Annotated in this window: 17 protein-coding genes and 1 pseudogene; 13 read left to right on the top strand and 5 right to left on the bottom strand. The window is 57.9% G+C overall.

Features of this window, described 5'->3' with window-relative positions:
- Window positions 1-142 precede the first annotated feature (142 nt).
- The 3 genes from ACVIW0_RS10700 to ACVIW0_RS10690 are packed head-to-tail and all read right to left on the bottom strand — an operon-like array spanning window position 143 to window position 3,851.
- Entirely contained in the window at window positions 143-994 is an 852-nt protein-coding gene (locus ACVIW0_RS10700; protein ID WP_461352288.1) for an FAD binding domain-containing protein, read from the bottom strand.
- Window positions 991-3,363: a xanthine dehydrogenase family protein molybdopterin-binding subunit gene (locus ACVIW0_RS10695; protein WP_461352287.1), complete on the bottom strand. Its 2,373-nt coding sequence runs from the start codon at window positions 3,361-3,363 to the stop codon at window positions 991-993. Before ACVIW0_RS10695 ends, ACVIW0_RS10700 begins: the two co-directional genes overlap by 4 nt.
- Window positions 3,360-3,851, bottom strand: coding sequence for a (2Fe-2S)-binding protein (locus tag ACVIW0_RS10690; RefSeq protein ID WP_461352286.1), 492 nt, complete (start codon window positions 3,849-3,851; stop codon window positions 3,360-3,362). Before ACVIW0_RS10690 ends, ACVIW0_RS10695 begins: the two co-directional genes overlap by 4 nt.
- Before the next feature lie 523 nt (window positions 3,852-4,374).
- Here ACVIW0_RS10690 and ACVIW0_RS10685 point away from each other — a divergent pair.
- The 9 genes and pseudogenes from ACVIW0_RS10685 to ACVIW0_RS10645 all read left to right on the top strand — a co-directional run bounded on the left by ACVIW0_RS10685 (window position 4,375) and on the right by ACVIW0_RS10645 (window position 12,530).
- Window positions 4,375-4,797, top strand: a complete 423-nt coding sequence (locus tag ACVIW0_RS10685; protein WP_461352285.1) for a MarR family winged helix-turn-helix transcriptional regulator — start codon at window positions 4,375-4,377, stop codon at window positions 4,795-4,797.
- A gap of 83 nt (window positions 4,798-4,880) precedes the next feature.
- Window positions 4,881-5,516, top strand: a complete 636-nt coding sequence (locus ACVIW0_RS10680; protein ID WP_461352284.1) for a permease — start codon at window positions 4,881-4,883, stop codon at window positions 5,514-5,516.
- A 384-nt stretch (window positions 5,517-5,900) separates the two neighbouring features.
- Window positions 5,901-7,130 (top strand): ABC transporter substrate-binding protein, encoded by a 1,230-nt coding sequence (locus tag ACVIW0_RS10675; RefSeq protein WP_461352283.1) that lies wholly within the window; start codon window positions 5,901-5,903, stop codon window positions 7,128-7,130.
- Window positions 7,131-7,289: 159 nt separating this feature from the next.
- Entirely contained in the window at window positions 7,290-7,850 is a 561-nt protein-coding gene (locus ACVIW0_RS10670; RefSeq protein WP_461352282.1) for a winged helix-turn-helix transcriptional regulator, read from the top strand.
- A gap of 815 nt (window positions 7,851-8,665) precedes the next feature.
- Window positions 8,666-9,481, top strand: coding sequence for an ABC transporter ATP-binding protein (locus tag ACVIW0_RS10665; RefSeq protein ID WP_461352281.1), 816 nt, complete (start codon window positions 8,666-8,668; stop codon window positions 9,479-9,481).
- On the top strand, window positions 9,478-10,191 hold the full coding sequence (locus ACVIW0_RS10660) for an ABC transporter ATP-binding protein (protein WP_461352280.1): 714 nt from the start codon (window positions 9,478-9,480) through the stop codon (window positions 10,189-10,191). Before ACVIW0_RS10665 ends, ACVIW0_RS10660 begins: the two co-directional genes overlap by 4 nt.
- Before the next feature lie 9 nt (window positions 10,192-10,200).
- Window positions 10,201-11,079 (top strand): branched-chain amino acid ABC transporter permease, encoded by an 879-nt coding sequence (locus ACVIW0_RS10655; protein WP_461352279.1) that lies wholly within the window; start codon window positions 10,201-10,203, stop codon window positions 11,077-11,079.
- Window positions 11,080-11,081: 2 nt separating this feature from the next.
- Window positions 11,082-12,153, top strand: a pseudogene (locus ACVIW0_RS10650) (branched-chain amino acid ABC transporter permease).
- 50 nt (window positions 12,154-12,203) lie between these two features.
- Window positions 12,204-12,530, top strand: a complete 327-nt coding sequence (locus ACVIW0_RS10645) for a hypothetical protein (RefSeq protein WP_461352278.1) — start codon at window positions 12,204-12,206, stop codon at window positions 12,528-12,530.
- Window positions 12,531-12,694: 164 nt separating this feature from the next.
- Here the strand turns inward: ACVIW0_RS10645 and ACVIW0_RS10640 are convergent, their stop codons facing one another.
- On the bottom strand, window positions 12,695-13,087 hold the full coding sequence (locus ACVIW0_RS10640; protein WP_461352277.1) for a CoA transferase: 393 nt from the start codon (window positions 13,085-13,087) through the stop codon (window positions 12,695-12,697).
- Window positions 13,088-13,230: 143 nt separating this feature from the next.
- On the opposite strand from ACVIW0_RS10640, the gene ACVIW0_RS10635 reads away from it, so the two are divergent.
- The gene (locus ACVIW0_RS10635; protein ID WP_461352276.1) at window positions 13,231-13,347 is read left to right on the top strand and encodes a helix-turn-helix domain-containing protein; all 117 of its coding nucleotides are present in this window, start codon (window positions 13,231-13,233) and stop codon (window positions 13,345-13,347) included.
- Window positions 13,348-13,817: 470 nt separating this feature from the next.
- On the opposite strand, the gene ACVIW0_RS10630 is transcribed toward ACVIW0_RS10635, so the two are convergent.
- The gene (locus ACVIW0_RS10630) at window positions 13,818-14,990 is read right to left on the bottom strand and encodes an alpha/beta fold hydrolase (protein WP_461352275.1); all 1,173 of its coding nucleotides are present in this window, start codon (window positions 14,988-14,990) and stop codon (window positions 13,818-13,820) included.
- A gap of 333 nt (window positions 14,991-15,323) precedes the next feature.
- Here ACVIW0_RS10630 and ACVIW0_RS10625 point away from each other — a divergent pair, with 333 nt between their 5' ends.
- The 3 genes from ACVIW0_RS10625 (at window position 15,324) to ACVIW0_RS10615 (ending at window position 20,566) form a co-directional block, all read left to right on the top strand.
- Window positions 15,324-15,905 (top strand): winged helix-turn-helix transcriptional regulator, encoded by a 582-nt coding sequence (locus tag ACVIW0_RS10625; RefSeq protein WP_461352274.1) that lies wholly within the window; start codon window positions 15,324-15,326, stop codon window positions 15,903-15,905.
- A 378-nt stretch (window positions 15,906-16,283) separates the two neighbouring features.
- A complete protein-coding gene (locus ACVIW0_RS10620; protein ID WP_461352273.1) occupies window positions 16,284-17,456 on the top strand; it encodes an efflux RND transporter periplasmic adaptor subunit in 1,173 nt (390 codons plus the stop codon).
- On the top strand, window positions 17,456-20,566 hold the full coding sequence (locus tag ACVIW0_RS10615) for a multidrug efflux RND transporter permease subunit (protein WP_461357293.1): 3,111 nt from the start codon (window positions 17,456-17,458) through the stop codon (window positions 20,564-20,566). Before ACVIW0_RS10620 ends, ACVIW0_RS10615 begins: the two co-directional genes overlap by 1 nt.
- Window positions 20,567-20,642 lie beyond the last annotated feature (76 nt).

Below are 20,642 nucleotides of genomic sequence, written 5' to 3'. Positions count from 1 at the left end.
TCCAAGCCGAGGAGGAACGTCATGTCTCGTCTTGGACGGGAGATCAGATCACTGAGTCCTCTTTGCCCTGCCGATCATCAACGGAAACGGTCGGTATTTTTCGTCAGTGCATGTGCAGTCCGCCATGCGCTGGGTGCACATGTCATGAAGCAAGCTCGAGCAGCGCGCGCTTCGTCTCCGTCTTGATCAGACTCGCCCGGTATGCGGCGGGCGCATAATGGTCAGACAGGCATTCGGTGCTCTCACTCAACAAGCGTACGGCTTTTTCGACATTATCTCGAGTGAGCGCCTTTCCAATCAAGACGTCCGTTGCCGCACGGCCTTCGAAGGCATGGCTTGCGGCGCCGGTGATACCGATAGATGCATCCGCAACCCGCCCGCCGCTGAGATAGAGGCCGACGGCGATCCCCAGAACGGCATATCCGCTCGCGGGGTGACGAATTTTTCGGTAAGTAAACCGCATGCCGGCCAACGGTCGCGGAACGACGATCGCGGTCAGCATTTCGGTTGGCTTGAGCGCGGTCGAGAACATATCCACGAAGAAATCGCGGGCCGCCACGTGCCTTATGCCATTGCCCACCAGCTCGAGTTCGGCTTTCAGCGCAATCACTACTGCCGGCCAGTCGGCCGCCGGATCTGCATTGGCGAGCGAGCCGCCGATCGTGCCGCGGTTGCGCACCTGCGGATCGGCAATGCGATTGGCAGCCCGCGAGAATAGCGGCACAGCCTCGCGAAGCTCATTGGAGGCGAGGAGCTCGGCGTGCCGAGTTAGCGCGCCGATCCGAACAACCCGATCGCCGATCTCGATTCCTCGAAGCTCGGCAATACCGCCGATATCAACCAGGCGAGCGGGAGTAGCCAGCCTGAGCTTCAGAGCTGGAATCAGCGTATGGCCACCAGCCAGCAACTTGGTACCATCCGGGTCTCCGTGCAGGAGATCAATCGCCTCCGCGAGCGAGCTAGCACGGATGTAGTCGAAGCCCGCCGGAATCATTGACGCACTCCTTTGCGCGCGCTCTGCACCGCGGCCCAAATGCGGGGCGGCGTCAGCGGCATATCGAGATGGGTGATGCCCAAGGGCGAGAGGGCGTCGAGTACGGCGTGGACCATGCAGGGCGGGGCGCCGATCGCGCCGCTCTCGCCCACACCCTTGACGCCAATCGGATTGGTGGGCGAAGACGTTTCTTGGAACAGAGACGTGACGTTCGGTACATGCTCTGCGCGCGGAACCGCGTAGTCGAGCAGCGAACCGGTCAGAAGCTGGCCGCTGTCTTGTTCGTAGCTGACCCCTTCATAGAGGGCTTGGGCAATGCCCTGCACCACTCCCCCATGAATCTGGCCCGCGGCCAGCCGCGGATTGACCAGCGTGCCCGAGTCGTCGACCGCGACGTAGTCGAGGATATCGACGATCCCTGTCTCCGGATCGACCTCGACATAGGCGAGATGGACGCCAGAGGGCGACCCCATGCCTACGGGATCGTAGAACTCTGTTTCGTCCAGACCCGGCGCCAGGCCCTCGGGAAGCTGATGGCCGACATAGGCCATGCGCGCCACTGTTGCAAAGGTAACCGGTGCGATATCAGTACCCGGAATGCTGAAAACGCCGGCGGAGTAGGCAATGTCCTTTTCGTCGGCCTCCAGCATGCCAGCCGCGATTTTCTTTGCCTTGTCGACAATACGCTTCGAGCAGACGTAAACGCTCGATCCGCCCACAGCCATCGATCGCGAATTAAAGGTGCCATGGCCGGCTTGCACCTGTCGTGTGTCGCCTTGCACAACATCGATGTTCTCGATCGGGATCTGCAGCATGTCGGCCGCGATCTGCGACAGCGACGTCAGGTGGCCGTGCCCCTGGCTCATCGAACCCGAATAAATCGTGGCGCGTCCACTGGAGTCGATTGCGACCCGCGCACTTTCCCATCCGCCACGATCGAAGCCACTCCTCGCCAGCCATCGCGAAGGCGCTACCGCGCACATATGGGTATAAGCCGCAAGGCCGATGCCGCGGTAGACGCCGTCGCGGCGCAGGGTCTCGCATTCCTTGCGACGCCCTTCATAGTCGAACGCCGCGAGCGCCCGATCGAGCAGGCCCTGATAGTTGCCGCTGTCGAACAGCGTGGCCATGCTGCCATAAGGCCGATAGGGGAAGTCGGAAGGCTGGATGAAGTTTTTTCGTCTTATCTCGACCTGATCCATCCCGAGATGACGCGCGACCGCATCGATGGCCCGCTCGGCGATGTAGGTGCCCTCAGGGCGACCATATCCGCGGTAGGCGTCCACTGGCACAGTATTGGTAATAACGGCGCGCGAGGTCGCCTCGTAGTTTGGAATCTTGTAGCTCCCGGTACCGTAGTTCACCGTGTTCACGGTCGGTCCGCCGGTCGCCATGTTCGAAAGATATGCGCCAACGTTGCCGAGCGTATCGACCTTCATGCCCAGAATCGTGCCGTCATTCCGAATCGCGATCTCGATGGTCTCAACATGTGCACGACCGTGGCTGGTCGACTGGTGGCTCTCCGAGCGGCTCTCCCACCATTTCACGGGGACACCAAGCTCGCGGGCCAGGTAGGGGCAGAGGAGATCTTCCGGATAGAGGTGCATCTTTGCGCCGAAGCCGCCTCCAATATCGGGGGCAACGACACGCAGGCGATGTTCAGGGATACTGAGCGTCTCGGCAATCCAGCGTCGGTGCATGTGCGGCACCTGGCTGCCGATGTAGACCGTCAACGTTCCGTCGGCTTCCGGATCGGCAATGATCGACCGCGTCTCCAAGCATGTCGGAATCAGACGGTTATTGACGACGCGCAGGCGAATGACCTGATCGGCCTCGGCCGCTGCCTTCGGATAGTCTCCCCCGCCGACTTTGTAGATGGTCGTAACGTTGCCTGGCACGTTGTCGTGGAGCTGAGGCGCTCCGTGGCAGACCGCCGCCTCCTCTCCGGTCACCGCGGGCAACACTCCGTAATCAATCTCGATCAGGCCTGCGGCGTCATAGGCTTCGGCCAACGTCTCCGCCACGACCAGAGCCACGCACTCGCCGACGAAGCGAACACGATCGATAGCGACGACGGACCGATATGGCACCTTCGAGCCAGGAAGGACCCAGTTCGGCACAATCGGGCCGACCTTCCCGTCAAGATCCCGGCCCGATAGGATCAGACGGACGCCGGGCGCGACCCTTGCCGCTTCAAAGTCGACGCTCTTGATATCTGCATGTGCGTGCGGGGAACGCACGACCACCATGTGAAGCATTCCCGGCAGCCTGATGTCGTCGACGTATCGGCCCTTGCCGGTCAGCAGCTTGACATCCTCGCGACGCTTCAAGGGCTGGCCGACATAACGGAGCAGGGTCGCGTTATTCATGACTGTGTCTCTTTCGCGACGAGGGATTCGACGGCTCGCACAATGTTATGGTAACCGGTGCACCGGCAGATGTTCCCGGCGAGGCCATGCCTGATGTCCCGCTCGCTTGGATCGGAATGGTCCTTGAGCAACTGACGTACGCTCATCACCATCCCAGGCGTGCAGAAACCGCACTGCAGGGCGTGATGCTCGTGGAACGCGGCCTGCACTGGGTGCAACCTGCCGCCGGGCTCGGCAAGACCCTCGATCGTCGTGATCGACGAACCATCGGCCATTACTGCCAGCACCGTGCAGGATTTCACGGCACATCCATCGAGCTCGATCGTACAGGCGCCACACTGCGAGGTGTCGCAGCCGACATGTGTGCCAGTGAGACGAAGGTCTTCCCGGATCAAGTGGACCAGCAGCTTCCGCGCCTCAACTGTCGCCGTCCTGTGCGCACCGTTGACCGTGAGCGTCACAGCGTGATTCTTCTCTGCTTCGCGCATGCGCTCTCCTTGCTAGCAATGCTCAAGTGTCGCGCGTCCAGTCACAACCGACCGTGAGCTGCGACGGCCCGGACAAGCGTCTTCCTCATTTACTCTAATTATGAGAGTAAATAGATTGCAAGTGGTTTGTCGAATTGCCGCGCTAAATCGCCAAAGGCTTGCAAAAGCAACAGCGCCGGCAATTGCCTTGCTCGCACCGATAAGGACGGGGTTCGCGCGCGACAACAGACGGATGCCAAGACTAGGAAAATGAAACCAGCCCGCTTGCCCGCGGGCAGGCAGCACCGAGGAGATTGCGAAATCCTGCTCAAGCTGCCCGTTATTGCATGGTGATCAGACACGCCGCGAAACGCACCAACGATGCAAACGCGCATCCGTCGCGCACGGCTTGCCGAGCCGCCGACCAGTCGTCCGCTGCTAGGAAACTATACTCGGGGTTCGTGGCCTCGCCGGCGCCGAACCCGAATTCCCAACCATCGTCGCTGGCCTTGACTTTTAGTGTAATTACACCTATATTGCGCACATGGAAAGAGTGAAACTAAGCGCTGCAGAGTTCTCAGCCGCTTGTGTATGCCTCGGCGTGCAACGAGCCGCACGGAGCATCGCGCGACGCTATGATGAAGCGTTACGATCGACGGGCCTTACTTCGGGACAGTTCACTATCTTGTCGTCCCTCCTCAGGGACGAGCCAACCCCGATCGGTTCGCTTGCCGATGCGCTTGGGCTCGATCGGACAACCTTGAATCGCAATCTTCGGCCCCTCGAGTCGGAACATCTCGTATCGACCGTGCCGGATCCGGCGGATGGCCGCGTACGCCGCATTATATTGACCTCGGCGGGACGCAAACGGGTCGAAGCGGCAATTCCGCTGTGGCGGAGCGTTCAATCCGATAGCAACGACCGCCTCGGCAAAACTGGATGGCAGACCCTGAGGCCCCCTTCTTAGCCGTCTAGGTTAAGGATTGCCTTGAAGCCCTGGGTTCGTAGCCACACACTTTTCAGTGTAACTACACATATCGGAGAAGCAACATGCAAAGGATGACAAGAACAGTCGACTTAAAACTCGGAACCATTACCCTGATCGTCTCTCTGGCGACGTGGGGACTTGCGGTTGCCGCTACTGCATACGCTGGGCTCTTTCAAACCATGACGCCCATCTATTATGGTCCGCTGGTCGCGGTCGGCATTGTGACTCCCTTTGCAATCTACGCCCTGACGCCGGCAGTACGACGGTACTTCGAAAACGTCGGCGTCTATCCTCTTACCGTTTTGCACACTTGGCGCATCCCCGCCTCGCTCTTGTTCTTCTGGTACGGCTTCCAAAACCAGCTCCCACCCGCGTTCTGGATTCTGGCCGGTGTTGGTGACTTCCTGGCTGGCGCGAAGGCATTGCCGTTGCTGAAGGGCCCAGCGAACGATGACACCTATTTCCGGATCCATCGTTTCGGCTTCGCCGATTTCGTCGTGGCAGTCGGAACCGGGCTCCTTTTTACCGTCCTCAATGATCCGCGAATGGTGACAATCCGCGAGCTACCGATGGTCCTCATCCCCCTTTACGGCGTCGGCATATCGGGGGCATCCCATCTCATCGCTTTCGACTTGCTCCGCCGGCGGCGCAACGCGGCGGCTCAAGATCAAGCGGTAAGGATTCATGCAGCCGAGTAGTCGCACATTCGATCGTCGAAACTTGCTGGTCAAGGGCAGAGCAATCGCTCTGCCCTTTGCTTTGAGCTTGGCAGCTCAATTGAGGCCGGACCAGACTGCATGACTGGCTGCACTTTCGCTTCGAACATAGTGACTGTGAAGCGGATAGCCTCGCCTTGAACACCGCCGCGCCTGATGTTCTGACCCTGCCCAGGTCTACAACTCAAACCTCACCGCCAACCATCGATAATCCCCTGCTCCTGTAAGAGGACACAAATGTCGAAGTAACCATCGATGAGACGAGTTGTCGCGCAGCAATAAACTATTGTCGCCCTGTCTTTGGCTTGCATTATGCAAGTGAACGGCGTAGAGGCGTTATTAGTACTCTCACCAGAGGAGGAACGATTGCGCACGACAACAATCAAGATTGCGCCGCTCGCGTTGGGAATCATTTGGTTGGTCGGAAGTTGGGACGCGGGCTTGGCCGCGGAGAAGAAGTATGACCCCGGTGCATCCGACACCGAGATCAAGATCGGCAACATTATGCCCTACAGCGGCCCCGCTTCCACCTGGGGAGAGATGGGGAAGATCGAGTCAGCCTATTTTGAAAAGATCAACGCTGAAGGCGGGGTCAACGGTCGCAAAATCAAATTCATTAGCTATGACGATGCCTACAGCCCGCCAAAAACCGTGGAGCAGGCGCGTCGACTGGTCGAAAACGATCAGATTCTGTTGCTCTTCAGCCCATTCGGTGTTCCAACCAACACCGCAATACACAAATACATGAACGGCAAGAAGATTCCGCAGCTGTTTATCGGCGGTGGCGGCTCGAAGTGGAACGATCCCAAGAAGTTTCCGTGGACGATGGGGTTTCAGCCATCCTTCGTGGACGAGGGCAAAGCCTATGCACGGTACGTGGCGAACGCTCATCCGGATGGCAAGATTGCAGTACTTTACCAACACGATGATTATGGCAAGGACGTCTTAGCTGGATTGAAGCTTGGGCTCGGCGCCAAGGCGACGATGATTGTTGCCGAAGCAAGTTACGAAGTAACCGAGCCAACGATTGACTCGCAGGTCGTAAGGCTGAAGGCGAGCGGCGCAGACATTTTCATGAATTTTGCCGGACCCAAGTTTGCCGCGCAGGCAATTCGAAAAATTGCCGAACTCAACTGGAAGCCGGTGCATATCGTCAATATCCCCTCTTCTCAAATTGGCAGTGTCATGAAGCCGGCCGGGCTCGAAATTTCGCAGGGGCTTATCAGTGGCGGATTCGTCAAAGACGCCACCGATCCCGGCATGGCAGATGACCAGGGAGTAAAGAACTATCTGGCCTTCATCAAGCAATACTACCCGGGTGCCGACGTGACCGCAGGAACAAACGCGCTGGGTTATATCCTGGCACAGGTCATGGTTCACGTCCTGAAAGCAGCAGGTGATGACCTTACGCGTGAGAACATCATGCGTGAGGCTGCCAACATCAAGGATCTCGAAGTCGACATGCTGCTGCCTGGCATCAAGGTCAACACACGACCGGATGAATTTGCGCCCGTGAGATCCGTTCAACTCCGGAAACTCGTCGGCGACCGCTGGGTGCCCTTTGGACCGGTGATCGAAGCTGTCGATGAAAAGTGACGCCTGAACTGATAGATGGCCTTCGGAAAGGCCACCGTGATAGCTTGTACGGGTGAATCGGCGTTAGCATCTAGCCGAGGCACTTAGAACGGTGCTAAATGAGCGAGCCCAGTCAGCCTAGGCGACACCACGACAACAGAGGGCGCTGCGAGATCGAATATGGAGCGGAATGACAAGGCCAACAAGCTATGCTCGGTCGCGCGTGCCATGGAGGTGGTCGGAGACCGATGGTCTATTCTGCTGCTCCGCGAAGCCTACTATGGCGTGACAAGATTTGACGAATTCCAGCTCTACATTGGCGTCGCCACGAATATCCTAAGCACGCGGCTGAAAAAGTTTGTTGATCTTGGCGTCATGGAGCGCAAGGGATTGCCTGAACATTCGCGGCGCTACGAGTACGTGTTGACCGACATGGGGCGCGATTTCTTCCGAACCTATCTCGCTTTAAAGAAATGGGGCGACGATTGGCTGACTGATGGAGCGGGACCGCAAGTCGTGTTTCAAGATCGAAGCGGAAAGGAGGTCGTCAGTCCCGGCGTATTGGACGCGCACGGCAAGCCATTGCAACTGGAGGATATCGAAGTCGTCGCCGGCCCCGACGCTGTCGCATTCAACCGCAAGAGGTTCGGTAAGGGCGTTCCTCTCGGTGGCGGCAAGATTGACGCCGCCGGAGCCGCGGTCACACGGACTCAAAGTCCATCGACGCGAAGAAAAGCCTAGTCGGAAAAGCGGATTCGGTCGCTCGGGTTACGCCTGGCAGCGTTCCATCAGTTGGGAACGTGTACCGCTCCTGAGTGGTTCAGCTTCCCTTACTGGCTTTGTTTGTCCAATCCCTCGCTTAGCATGGCGCTTCGAATCGATGCAAGTGCCGCTAAGCCCGCGCATTTGGGGTCCCCACGCGCATTCATGCGACGTGATCCATAGCCTCCCGCCCTAACTTCCAGACGAAGTAGCAAAATCGCAGCGACGGCCGGCGGAGCGCTATCGCAATGCGTGGCTTACAACGTCGCGCGGTCTTCTAGTCCGCAGCTTGCGGCCCCGCAGTTCGACGTCCTTCACCGGGACCCACACGTCGAACATCGCGCCGGCATCGCCCATCTCGTTCGACGTGACCGCTTATGGTCCGGAAGGACCATGAGGTCTTCGAAAACTTACTTCGTCGAGACCAACTTTAGACCGGGCAAACTATCGGTTCGACTGGAAGCCGACATCGCTTCACACTTTTTTCAACTTGCAAATTGCAAGTTATATGGTAAAGTCAGCATCAGAGAACCCGCTCGGCAATCAAACGGTTCGGAAAAGACCACTCATGGGAGGCCCTTGCTGGCCTTGAACAAAAGGGCGGATGCAAGGTGACGCCGAATTCGCAGGCAAAATTGACGCGATTGTCTTGGCAGTGCGGATAAGCGTTTGTCGGGCGAGCCATCGCCAATGATGACGGCCCCCGCAGCACACTCAGCCTCGCTCCGAACGCGCGATAAGCGTGGAAGTCCAAAGGGACTGGCCCGATGCGAACGCGCGCACTGCTGATCTAGGTGGAAATTTACCAGGCCGCGGGCAAAATCGAAGAGGCTGATTTGCATCCGAAAATACTTGAAATTCGAGATCTGACGGTCCAGTTCGGGGGAGTGGTCGCGCTAGACGGCGTGAGCTTCGACATGGACCCAGCAACGATACTAGGACTCATCGGTCCTAACGGCGCCGGAAAGACTACTCTCTTCAACTGCCTCAGCCGTCTTTACAATCCAGACTCCGGAGACGTTTTATTCCAGCAGACTTCAATCCTCCAAATGGCATCCCACCGCATGGTGGAGGCCGGCATTGGACGGACATTTCAGAACCTCGCGCTCTTCGGCAGTCTCTCGGTGATAGACAATGTGCGGATCGGCACTCATTCGCGCTTTAGCGGCAGCTTCCTGAGTGATGCTTTCTATTTTCCGTCCACCGGTCGCAATGAGAAGTCCGCGGAACGGATTGCCCGAGAGGTCATCGATTATCTTGGGCTGGGACCCGTTGCGAAGCGACGCGTTTCTGACCTTCCCTTTGGAACGCAGAAACGTGTCGAACTCGCCCGCTCCCTCGCGAGCAATCCAAAGCTACTCTTGCTCGACGAACCCGCCTGTGGCCTCAACCATGAGGAAGTACAAGAATTGTCCTCGGTGATCCTCCAAATCCGGCGTGACCGGGGCATTGCCATCCTTCTCGTCGAACATCACATGGCCCTGGTGATGTCGATATCCGACAAGGTCGTAGCGCTGAACTTCGGGAAGAAGATCGGCGAAGGCACACCAGCCGAAATACGTTCTCATCCTGAAGTGATCGCCGCCTATCTTGGAGCAGAAGCGCCATGACGAAGCTGCTGCACATCAGAGAATTGAAGGCATTCTACGGTAGCACGGCCGCTCTGCATGGCATTTCGTTCGACGTGCAACAAGGGAGTGTAACCGCACTGCTGGGCGCTAATGGGGCCGGCAAGACCACCACGCTCCGTGCAATTTCCGGAATGGTCAAGCGTTCCGGAGAGATCGTGCTTGAAGAGCGGTCGCTCATGGACGCCCAGACCGAAGACATTGCTCGGCTCGGAGTCGCACACGTACCCAGCGGGCGCGGCACCTTCGAGAAGCAGAGCGTCGAAAACAATTTGAAGCTCGGTGCGATCTCGCGTCATGACAAGGGCGGCATCGCCGCAGACATCGAGATGGTCTACGGCTACTTTCCGATTCTGAAGCAACGACGGAACCAGCAGGCTGGCCTTCTGTCCGGTGGCCAGCAGCAAATGCTGGCAGTAGGACGCGCACTTATGCTGAGGCCGAAGTTGCTGCTGCTTGACGAGCCATCTTTTGGCATTGCACCAATCGTCGTAAGGGAGATCTTCGAAATTTTTAGGCGCCTGAATCGGGAATTGCGCACGAGTATCCTGCTCGTCGAGCAGAACGCGTCGATTGCACTGCAATTGGCCGATCACGCCTATCTGATTGAAACCGGGCGAATTGTATTCTCCGGGACCTCGGCTGATATCCGCAACAACGAGCAGCTGCGTCGCTCCTATCTCGGCCACTAGGATTCAACCATGGAATTGCTCAGACAACAGATAGCAACGGGTATCGCAACTGGCGCCATTTATGCGCTCCTGGCCCTCGCTCTCGTCATGATCTATCAGGCGATCGGCCATATAAACTTCGCTCAGGGCGAAATGGCCACGTTCTCGACGTTCGTCGCCTGGCAGTTGATGCAGTGGGAACTTCCATATTGGACGGCGGTTACCGGAGCGGTGGTCATTTCGTTCGGTGGCGGCATCTTGGTCAACCGCCTCGTCTTCAAGCCGGTTCGTTCCGCGCCGGTCCTGACCCAGATCGTCATGTTCGTTGGCGTTCTCGCGGTGCTCAACAGCGCTGCTGGCTTTATTTGGGATTTCTCGAGCAAATCGTTCCCTCCTCCGTTTGGCGTCGGCCCGCTCCTGGGAACTCGCATTTTGAGCACGCATCAAGCGACGATTCTCGGCGCGACGTTTCTGCTGTTGGTGTCGCTTTACATGTTCTTTCGTTACACGCGCGTCGGCTTAGCGATGCAATCGGCCACTGAAAACCCGGCCTCAGCCAAGCTTGTCGGAATACGCGTCGAGCGGATGATCGCACTCGGGTGGGGAATGGCCGCCGCGATCGGTGCCTTGGCCGGAATGCTAATCGCTCCCGTTGTTTTCCTCGAGCCCAACATGATGCTTGGCATGTTGCTCTATGGATTTGCCGCCGCCGTTCTGGGAGGCTTGTCGAGCCCGGGCGGCGCAGTGCTGGGTGGGTTCATCGTCGGGATCATTGAAAACCTAGCCGGAACTTATGTCCCAGCTGTCGGAGGTGAATTGAAGCTGACCATCGCCCTCGTCATCATTATCGGGGTCTTGGCATTCAGACCGGCCGGCCTTTTCGGCGCGACGCACACGGAACGGGTCTGAGCATGGTCGAACTCGATACAACCTCGAGCCTCCCCCGTACGCCGCTCGCTCTTTCAGCCGATCGGCGTCGCAATCGGCTAGTTGCCGTCGCTATTGCGACGCTTACCGCTTCGATCGCTCTGCCGTTTGTCCTCGGCCAGTTCTTCATCTTCCAGGTAACGATGGTCTTGATTTATGCCATCGCTATTCTCGGGTTGAACCTGTTGACCTGGCTTCAATGGTCAGCTTTCTCTCGGACACGGGGCTTTCTATGCGATCGGTGCCTACACGGCGGCGATTCTGATGGGTAGCTACGACGTCGCCTATTTCTGGACGCTTCCCGTAGCGGCGGTCGTCTGCTTTGTGTTCGGTTTCCTGTTTGGTCTACCGGCATTACGGCTCGACCGCTCCTATCTGGCGCTCGCAACGTTTGCATTGTCTGTCGCTACGCCACAGATTCTGAAGTTCTCGCTGCTGGAGCACTGGACCGGCGGGGTACAGGGCTTGGTGATAAACAAGCCGGATGCTCCGTTCAACCTGCCATTGTCTCAGGATCAGTGGCTCTATTTCTTTACCCTAGCGGTCACGACCCTCATGTACGTTTTCGCAATCAACCTGATCCGAACCCGGAGCGGGCGCGCGATTATGGCAATCCGCGACAATCCGTTGGCGGCTCGTTCCATGGGGATCAACAATTCGATTTATAAGGCCTCAACATTCGGCGTTAGCGGACTTTACACAGGAGTCGCGGGTGCGCTGGGCGCAATAGTCGTTCAGTTCGTAGCTCCAGACAGCTTCACGGTCAGTTTGTCGATAGCGCTTCTGGTCGGGCTGGTCGTTGGAGGAGTCGGATGGCTACCGGGAGCGTTCTTCGGCGCAGGATTCATTCTCTTCGTGCCAAACGCTGCAGACCAGATCTCGAAGGGACTCTCGGGTGCTGCCTACGGTCTGATGTTGATTGTTTTGATGCTCGTCATGCCTGGCGGCTTTGCAGGAGCGATCCGGCTCGCCTCCTTAGCTTTGAAAAAAGCGTCCGGCATAGGTGCGTTTAAAGCTAAAAAGGCCGCAGGTGTGCCCCCTATGACAAATGCTTGATGCAACCGCGCTTGGTTCGAACGGGCGTTCCGGATTTTCGATTCGCATACTTGCAGCTCTTTCAGGATGTCATCATTATGCTCACCCTGATAGGCGGGCGTGCCGGGTCGCGGCAACTGCGACTGGCTGAAGATCCATGGATTACCCGGCATACGCGCCGTGCCGCCGTCGCGATCATCGACGTCTACGATCGCATTTCAGTCCCTGACCCAATTGGACTTTGCGAACTCGTTGACGGTTCGTACACGGCCGACGGCGAGACCCGCTTCGCTTACCTGCGCCTGGAATTGTTCGAGGCTGTCGAAAGTTGCACGCGGCGCCCGTGCCTCCGCCAAGAGTGGCGCCAGATTTTGACGACGCAGCTGGCGGTAGCGTAGCGGGGATCAGTTAAAAGGTCGCTTCGGCGCATCATCGCACAATAGCGGGTAAACATTGGTGGATAAATTGGACTTCCTGTAATAGTGAGCCTCGCACCATCGGCCATCTCGAACATGTGAGATTCGTTGGCCGAAAGCGCAATCGTTCGCCGTCGTTGTCGATCTCACGACAGCAAGGCCCCAGCGCGCTCGTTGACTGACGGCATTGTGGCGGCCATCGACACGTCGATATGCTGGCCTTCACCGGTTCGGTTGCGGTGTTGTAGGGCAGCCAGTACAGTGATGACACCCTGCAACCCCGTATACAGGTCTGCGTGGCTTGAGGAATCGCCACGCGGCTCAGTCAGTGCTTCACCGAAGTGATCCTGAACGATTGCGGTCAAGCCGGTCTCAGCCTGTCCGGTCGGTCCGAAGGCCGGACGGTTTCGCCAAGAATTGGTCTGGCGGTATCCGCTAAGGGAGACGTAGATGATTCCAGGATTGATTGCCCTGACATCCTCATAGCCGAAGTGGAAGCACGCAAGTGTTCCGGGCCGGAAATTCTCGACGATGGACATTGGCGTCGCGGCAAAGCTGAGTAACAATCTCACGCGCTTCCGCATAACTCAGATCGAGGCTGAGATTTTCTCTTTCCGGCATTCTGCTGCACATAATAGAGGCCGATGCCATTGACGCAAGGCAGGCCGACACGCAAGAGAATATGCGAATGGATCAGGTCGTAGAACGTGTCGGTTTTGCGGACGCTGCCAGGTTTCGCAAAGCCTTTAGAAAGTGGACGAACCGCTCCCCGGCCGATTTCCGCCAGTCGAATTGCTAAAGCGGCACCAGTGCCTCAATCAGCCAAAAGAGCGAGTACGACGTGGACAGCAACAGCAGAGCTGCCAACATGGTCAGAAACTGCCCCTGCCGCACTTCGTTCGAGTCTAGCCCTGGCGAAGCAAGGACCCCGTAGATGAGCGCAGTACGACATTCCATGGTGTCCCCCGATATTTAATGGTTTGCTCCGGCGATTGAGAGATCTGCGGATTCAATTCTGCCAGCGCATGATCCGAATGAGCGACAGCCCCCCGCCTGCTCTCGCGTCGGATTTTGGCTAGGCAACGCAACGTGAAGATGTCGCGCGATCAGCGACTCGCGTCTGATGCGCTAATCTATGCCTCCACCAAAGGCACAGCGCGCTGACAGAGGCGTCCTCAGGCGATTGGAAGCAACCGTAGTCCCAAATGCCGCAAAGGGGTGGTCTAACCGCCCCTTTGCTACATCCAGAGCGCGCCGACTGCCCAGTGCTCACTTGCTTGCGTGTTCGGGCTTATTTCCAAGCCATTGCATGAACTCGGCGACATGCTGATACCAAAGATCGGGGCGGGTCATTGTGTAGTGGCCAGGCGACCTCGCCGTTCCGGGCTGAACCACGTACCGGCCGTGTTCGAGCTGAGGCACCGTCTTTTGGAGCACTTGCAGAATGTCGGGATTGAATTCGTCGTCCGAAAAATTGAGCGCAAAGAGTTTCGTCTTGATTTTGGAGAGCTCAGGTTCAGGATCGTAGCTGAACGACGATTTGAGAGAATAGAGTATGTTGTTAGCGTCGACATGCTCGGCCGCAACAAGATTGGTCGCAAGGAATTTGTCTGCGCCAGCGCCGTCGGGAATCGCCTGCTGGAGACTTGATGCGCTATCAATCATCAGCCTCAGCACGCTGTAGCCCAGAATCCAGCTGCGCGGTGCTTGCGTATACTCCCCGTTTTTCCATTCTGGATCTGATCGAATTGAGTCGATCACCATGCGTCGCCACAGGAGGTTACGACCAGATACCTTGATCGGCAACGAAACGATCGGCATGACACCGTCCATCATGTCCGGATACGCTTCAGCCCATTGCCACGCGTTCATCCCTCCCATGGACAAGCCAACAATGGCATGCAGATGCTTGAGGCCTAGCGTCTCGGTCACCACCTTGTGCTGCAGGTCGACGATATCGCCATAATCGTAGTTGGGAAATTTGGCCTTCAGGCCGTCACTCGGCTGGCTCGATTGTCCGTGACCCACGCTGTCGGGAACGATGAGGTAGTAGCGGCTCGAGTCGAGCGGACGGCCCGGATCGAACAAAGCTTTCGCAAAAGTTGGGCTCACGAGCGCGCGACTGTCCGCCCCCGTCCAATGAAGAACGAGGACGGCATTATCGACTTCGCCCTTGTCATTACGGTGGGGCTTACCGAGAGTCGCATAGTGAATTTTCAGGCGGTCCAGCTTCTCTCCGTTGCGAAATTTGTAATTGTCAAACCAAGCATCGGCCTGCACAGCAGCCGTGTTGCTCCCTTGGTCCCAGGGTGCACTCTGGGTGTTACCGGCTGCTGACGTCGGTGACGGCTGTGACTGGGCGAATGCGCCAGGAGCCATCGATCCGGTCAGAAGAAACCCGAGTAGAACGCCGGTCGCGGCGCGAACATACTGAGACTTCATGCTAATTCCTCTTTGGTTGGTGATGACTTGGGATGTCTTCTCGCGCTTTTCTGATCGACGCCGCCGTGGCTGGCGCCGCGGGCCTCTTCGAAGGCAAAACTTCTGATCTGCACTCCTCCCTCAAACTTGACGACACGCCCGTAACGGACAGCAGATGCGAAAAGCACGCGCGATCGGTCTGCCCCCGTGACAACGGCCACACTCCCTGCTTCACTCACGATCTACCCCGCCGAGGGTTGCCCGCGCAGCACGTAACTACTATTATAAGAGTTATCAAGCCCGCAGGTTTAGCCAGATCGCTTCGGCCGCGAGACGGCCGAACCCGATGCAGTGATGGATCTCAGCAAAATGCGATCAAAGAGCTTTGAAGGAATGACGTGCTCGATGGCGAGCGTTATGGGTGCAATGGGTGACCGGTGGGGCGCGCTGATCATGCGCGATCTCTTTCTCGGACTCACCCGCTATGACGAACTACATCGTTCGACGGAAGCGACCCACGCAACGCTATCCGACCGCCTCAAGGCATTGGAGCAGAACGGTTTAATCGAGAGACGGCTTTATCAGTCGCGTCCCGATCGGTACGAGTATCTCCTCACAGCACGAGGCAGGGACATCGGCCTTGTTGTGCTGGCAATGATCCAGGTTGGCGATAAGTGGAATCTGGCAGAGCTCGACGGCCCGCCGCTTCGCATCGTCGATGGCAATACCGGGCACCGGGTCAGAGTCGCGCTCGTTGACGCCAAGACGGGCGAGCAGGTCAATCCCAAAAACGTGATGTTCGAAATCGGTCCCGGTGCGGACGATCTCACCAAATGGCGCACGACGCGGCGAACGAGAGAGACAGGTCCTGACAAGCCACGCGCTGCTGGTCGGCGCACGACTACATCAGCGTCGCAAAGGCGCTCACACGGCTAGGCCGTCTACAGATTGCTCGGCCGCGATTTATACGCCGTCGGCCATGGTCAAGACCGCAGTCTGGATGGCGCTCGAGCTGAAAGACGGGGGCCTTCACGGCTGCTCGCGCCTGATGCCAAGGGAGGCTGCATCTGCCGCAGCATCCGAAGCGGCATGCGTCGGCGAGTTAAGCTCGCGCGGTGAGAACGTCGCACTCAGGGCCGAGCATCGGCCTCCTCCCGCGGTGATCTCGAAGGACCTTGTCAGCCGCGAACGGCATCGAAAGATCACACGAGTTAACTTGCAAATACCAGCCGTTGGTTGATAGTGAGTTGTTTTTTAGTAGTTACTATCTCTATCAAAGCAACGACAAAACCTTCTAGCTGACGGGCCAAAGAGATGGGATCATGGAAGCCTTGGAGTGCGGGTCTCGTCGCGATACTCGCGGCGGCGGGATATGCCTGGCGCACAGGTATCATTGCATTGGACGGCAAAGCAGGTGGCGGAGCCATCACGCCGGCGTCGCGGCCAGTGCCGGTGACGACTGGCCTAGTTCGCGAAGATGACTTTGCGCTCTCTCGCACCGGCCTCGGCACCGTCCAGGCGTTCAATACAGTAACCGTGAGAGTTCGGGTCGACGGAGAACTCCAAAAGATTGCGTTCCAGGAAGGCCAGGATGTGCAGGTCGGCGATGTTCTCGCCGAGATTGATCCTCGGCCTTATCAGGCACAACTCAAGCAGGCGGAGGCCGACAAGGCGCGCGACGAAGCTCTGCTCGCCAACGCCAGACTCGATTTGGATCGGTACAGTTCGCTCGTCGTCAAGGAGTTTGCGACACGACAAAGTGTCGATACCCAGAAGGCGCTGGTCGCACAATATGAGGCTTCGATCGCTCGCGACCGGGCCGTGATCGATAACGCTCAGGTACAGCTTGGTTATACGACGATCGTTTCTCCGCTCAGGGGACGCACCGGCATACGTCTGATTGATCAGGGCAACATTGTGCATGCAACCGATGCAACCGGCTTAGTCGTCATTACCCAGATATCGCCCATCAGCGTCATCTTCACGTTGCCGCAACAATATCTGCCCGAGGTGCTCGAGGCGAGCCGCCGGCAGACGTTGACCGTCTCGGCTTATGCCCAGGATGACCGCACCAAGCTTTCGGACGGACAGCTCACGCTGATTGACAATCAAATCGATCAGGCAACAGGCACGATGCGGCTGAAAGCAACCTTCGAGAATCAAAATGGTGCGCTTTGGCCCGGCCAGTTCGTAAGCTCGCGGCTGACGGTTGGCTCCGGGCGCGGCGCGGTCGTTCCGGATTCCGCGGTGCAGTCGGGACCGAACGGAAACTATGTCTTCGTCGTCAAACAGGACTCGACGGTCGACCTGCGGCCTATTCGCGTGGCGGCAAGCCGCAACGGTCAGGCGCTCATTGCCGAGGGCATCAAGCCCGGCGAGACGGTCGTGACGGACGGGCAATATAGGCTTCGGCCTGGCAGCCATGTGATTTCAGGGGGACCGACGGCGGGTCAGCGAACGGCGTCAACGGCACAGGGGCGGGAATGATGAATATCTCAGGACCGTTCATCAAACGACCGGTTGCGACTGCGCTCATGATGACCGGCCTTGCGCTGGTCGGGCTGGTAGCCTACCTGCTGCTGCCCGTCGCGCCGTTACCTCAGGTGGATTTTCCGACCATCCAGGTCACAGCGCAATTGCCGGGCACGAGCCCTGAGACCATGGCTTCATCGGTAGCCAGCCCCCTCGAGCGGCAACTGGCACAAATGTCAGGCGTCGCTCAGCTCACCTCGATCAGTGGAATCGGCATTTCTTTGATCTCGATCCAGTTCGAGCTTTCGCGCAACATCGACGCGGCGGGTCAGGACGTTCAGGCTGCGATCAATGCCGCGGCGGGTCAACTTCCGAAAAACCTGCCAAGCCCGCCGACCTATCGCAAAACGAATCCCTCGGATCCGCCGGTCATGGTCCTGGCTCTGACGTCCGACAGCCTCCCGCTCACAACCGTCAACGACTATTCCGATAACATCTTTGCGCAGCAGCTGTCACTGGTCGATGGCGTGGGAACCGTGTTGATCGCCGGTGCGCAGAAGCCAGCAGTGCGCGTCGAAGCAAACCCGATCGAGCTCGCGGGCCGCGGACTCAGCCTCGAAGACGTCAGATCCGCCATCGCCTCCGCGACTCTCAACGCCCCGAAAGGAACGCTTAACGGCGACCGCCAAGGCTATACGCTGGAAAACAATGACCAGCTACTGAGCGCGGCCAGCTATCGTCCTGTAATTGTCGCATGGCGCAACGGGTCCGCCGTGCGGGTCGGAGACGTCGCTACAGTGGTCGACGGCGCCGAGGATATCCGCGGATCCGGCACCTACAATGATAAGCGGGCGATCATCCTGATCGTGCAGCGGCAGCCCGGCGCAAACGTCATCGACACCGTCGAACATATCAAGGCGGCTATTCCACGCCTCAAGGCGTCGATCCCGGCGGCAATCGACGTGAGCATCGTCACCGATCGTACTCAGACAATCCGCGCATCGGTTGAGGACGTTCAATTTACCCTGATGCTGACCATCGCGCTGGTCGTGATGGTCATCTTTCTGTTTCTCAGGAACGTGTGGGCCACGGTTATTCCTGGGATCACCGTGCCTCTATCCCTGATCGGCACGTTCGCCGTGATGTACCTGGTCGGATACAGCCTGGATAATCTCTCACTTATGGCGCTTACGATCGCAACAGGTTTCGTCGTCGACGACGCCATCGTGATGGTGGAAAACGTCGCTCGCTATCTCGAGCAAGGACACTCACCGCTCGAAGCAGCTCTCAAGGGTTCACGCGAGATAGGATTCACAATTATCTCAATCAGTCTGTCTCTAATCGCCGTCTTCCTCCCCATCTTGCTTATGGGCGGCATCATCGGTCGCCTGTTTCGCGAATTCGCCGTGACCGTCAGTGTTGCGATCCTGGTGTCGACAGTTGTCTCATTGACGCTGACACCAATGATGTGTGCGCAATTGCTGCGCAATGAAAGGGACGAGAAGCATGGTCGTCTCTATCGGCTAAGCGAAAAAGTCTTTGACGCGGCGCTGGCGGCGTATGAGGCGGGCTTGCGCTGGGTTCTCCGTCACCGAGCAATCACGCTGGGCTCGACAATCGTCACCATAATGCTCACTTGCTACCTTTACGTGGTGATTCCGAAGGGATTCTTTCCGCAGCAAGATACCGGTCTCATCGTTGCGGTATCGGAATCCTCGCAAGATGTCTCATATGCCGCCATGAACGAACGCCAAGCGGCGCTGGTCCGTATTGTCCTGGAAGATCCGGGTGTAGATGGCGTCATCTCGGCCGTCGGTGTCGGCGGCGTAAACCAGACCATAAATAATGGCCGCATGTTCATTAATCTCAAACCGCGCGATCTCCGTGACGCCAGTGCAAACCAGATCATCGACCGCTTGCGGCCGAAGCTGGCTCAGGTGAAGGGAATCCTGCTGTTCATGCAAGCTTCTCAAGACATCAATGTCGGTGGCCGCGCGAGCCGGACGCAGTACCAGTTCACACTACAGGACAGCGACCTTGACGAACTCGATCATTGGGCTCCTGAACTTTTGCGCGCCCTTCAACACATTCCATTGCTACGTGACGTCGCGACTGATCAGCAAATCGCCGGGCCTACGCTTCGACTGGAGATCAACCGCGACACTGCATCTCGGCTCGGTGTCGCAACACAGGCGATAGACGATACGCTTTACGACGCGTTTGGGCAGCGCAAGATTGCGCAATTTTTTACCCAGCAAAACAGTTACTGGGTAGTCCTTGAGGTGGACCCTCGTTTCCAACTCGACCCCAATGCGCTCGACCTGATATACGTGCCATCGGCAACCGGGAAACAGGTACCTTTGAGTGCTCTGGTCGAACAGCGGCGCACGGTGCGATCGCTTTCAGTCAGCCACCAAGGCCAGTTTCCGGCAATCACCCTCTCCTTCAATCTCGCCGCTGGCGTTGCTTTGGGAGAGGCTGTTGAGGCGATAGAGAAGGTGAAACGCGACCTCGGGGCACCGGCAACATTAATCAGCACCTTCCAAGGCAACGCCCAGGCCTTTCAGGACTCGCTCCGTACCCAACCGTTGCTGATCCTGGCCGCCCTGATCGCGGTGTACATCATCCTCGGGGCCCTCTATGAGAGCCTGATTCACCCGATTACAATTCTGTCGACCATTCCGTCCGCTGGCGTCGGCGCGCTTCTGATTCTGATGGCTTTCAACTATGAGCTCAGCGTCATTGCCTTGATCGGAATCATTCTGCTGATCGGCATCGTCAAGAAGAACGCGATTATGATGATAGACTTCGCCATCCAGGCCGAAAAGGCCGAAGCGATTTCTCCTGAAACCGCAATCTATCAGGCTGCGGTGAAGCGTTTCCGTCCCATCATGATGACGACATTTGCCGCCCTATTTGGCGCGATACCCCTGGCGCTCGGTCATGGTACCGGTTCAGAAATCCGTCAACCGCTCGGCTACGCGATCGTCGGCGGGCTGCTCCTGTCGCAATTCCTGACGCTCTATACGACCCCAGTCGTCTACCTCTATCTTCACCGATTCACACGCAGAAGGACGTCAGGGCGCGCCGAGCTCGCCGGGCAACTGACGATTGCCGCCGAATGATCCTCGCCAGTGGCGGAAGACGGTGCAGACCGCGGTTGTGGCCGTCCGTTCGTGCCTATTGAAAGGCCGCAGATGC

The sequence above is a fragment of the Bradyrhizobium sp. USDA 4454 genome, assembly GCF_054822705.1.
The sequence above is the reverse complement of the archived record's forward strand: the minus strand, read 5'-3'. Positions and strand labels throughout refer to the sequence as shown.

What these genes read in the sequence shown, in the direction of transcription:
- ACVIW0_RS10700 (WP_461352288.1), bottom strand. Translation starts at nt 994, where the DNA reads ATGATTCCGGCGGGCTTCGACTACATCCGTGCTAGCTCGCTCGCGGAG.
- ACVIW0_RS10695 (WP_461352287.1), bottom strand. Translation starts at nt 3,363, where the DNA reads ATGAATAACGCGACCCTGCTCCGTTATGTCGGCCAGCCCTTGAAGCGT.
- ACVIW0_RS10690 (WP_461352286.1), bottom strand. Translation starts at nt 3,851, where the DNA reads ATGCGCGAAGCAGAGAAGAATCACGCTGTGACGCTCACGGTCAACGGT.
- ACVIW0_RS10685 (WP_461352285.1), top strand. Translation starts at nt 4,375, where the DNA reads ATGGAAAGAGTGAAACTAAGCGCTGCAGAGTTCTCAGCCGCTTGTGTA.
- ACVIW0_RS10680 (WP_461352284.1), top strand. Translation starts at nt 4,881, where the DNA reads ATGCAAAGGATGACAAGAACAGTCGACTTAAAACTCGGAACCATTACC.
- ACVIW0_RS10670 (WP_461352282.1), top strand. Translation starts at nt 7,290, where the DNA reads ATGGAGCGGAATGACAAGGCCAACAAGCTATGCTCGGTCGCGCGTGCC.
- ACVIW0_RS10660 (WP_461352280.1), top strand. Translation starts at nt 9,478, where the DNA reads ATGACGAAGCTGCTGCACATCAGAGAATTGAAGGCATTCTACGGTAGC.
- ACVIW0_RS10655 (WP_461352279.1), top strand. Translation starts at nt 10,201, where the DNA reads ATGGAATTGCTCAGACAACAGATAGCAACGGGTATCGCAACTGGCGCC.
- ACVIW0_RS10640 (WP_461352277.1), bottom strand. Translation starts at nt 13,087, where the DNA reads ATGTCCATCGTCGAGAATTTCCGGCCCGGAACACTTGCGTGCTTCCAC.
- ACVIW0_RS10635 (WP_461352276.1), top strand. Translation starts at nt 13,231, where the DNA reads ATGCGAATGGATCAGGTCGTAGAACGTGTCGGTTTTGCGGACGCTGCC.
- ACVIW0_RS10630 (WP_461352275.1), bottom strand. Translation starts at nt 14,990, where the DNA reads ATGAAGTCTCAGTATGTTCGCGCCGCGACCGGCGTTCTACTCGGGTTT.
- ACVIW0_RS10625 (WP_461352274.1), top strand. Translation starts at nt 15,324, where the DNA reads ATGGATCTCAGCAAAATGCGATCAAAGAGCTTTGAAGGAATGACGTGC.
- ACVIW0_RS10620 (WP_461352273.1), top strand. Translation starts at nt 16,284, where the DNA reads ATGGGATCATGGAAGCCTTGGAGTGCGGGTCTCGTCGCGATACTCGCG.
- ACVIW0_RS10615 (WP_461357293.1), top strand. Translation starts at nt 17,456, where the DNA reads ATGAATATCTCAGGACCGTTCATCAAACGACCGGTTGCGACTGCGCTC.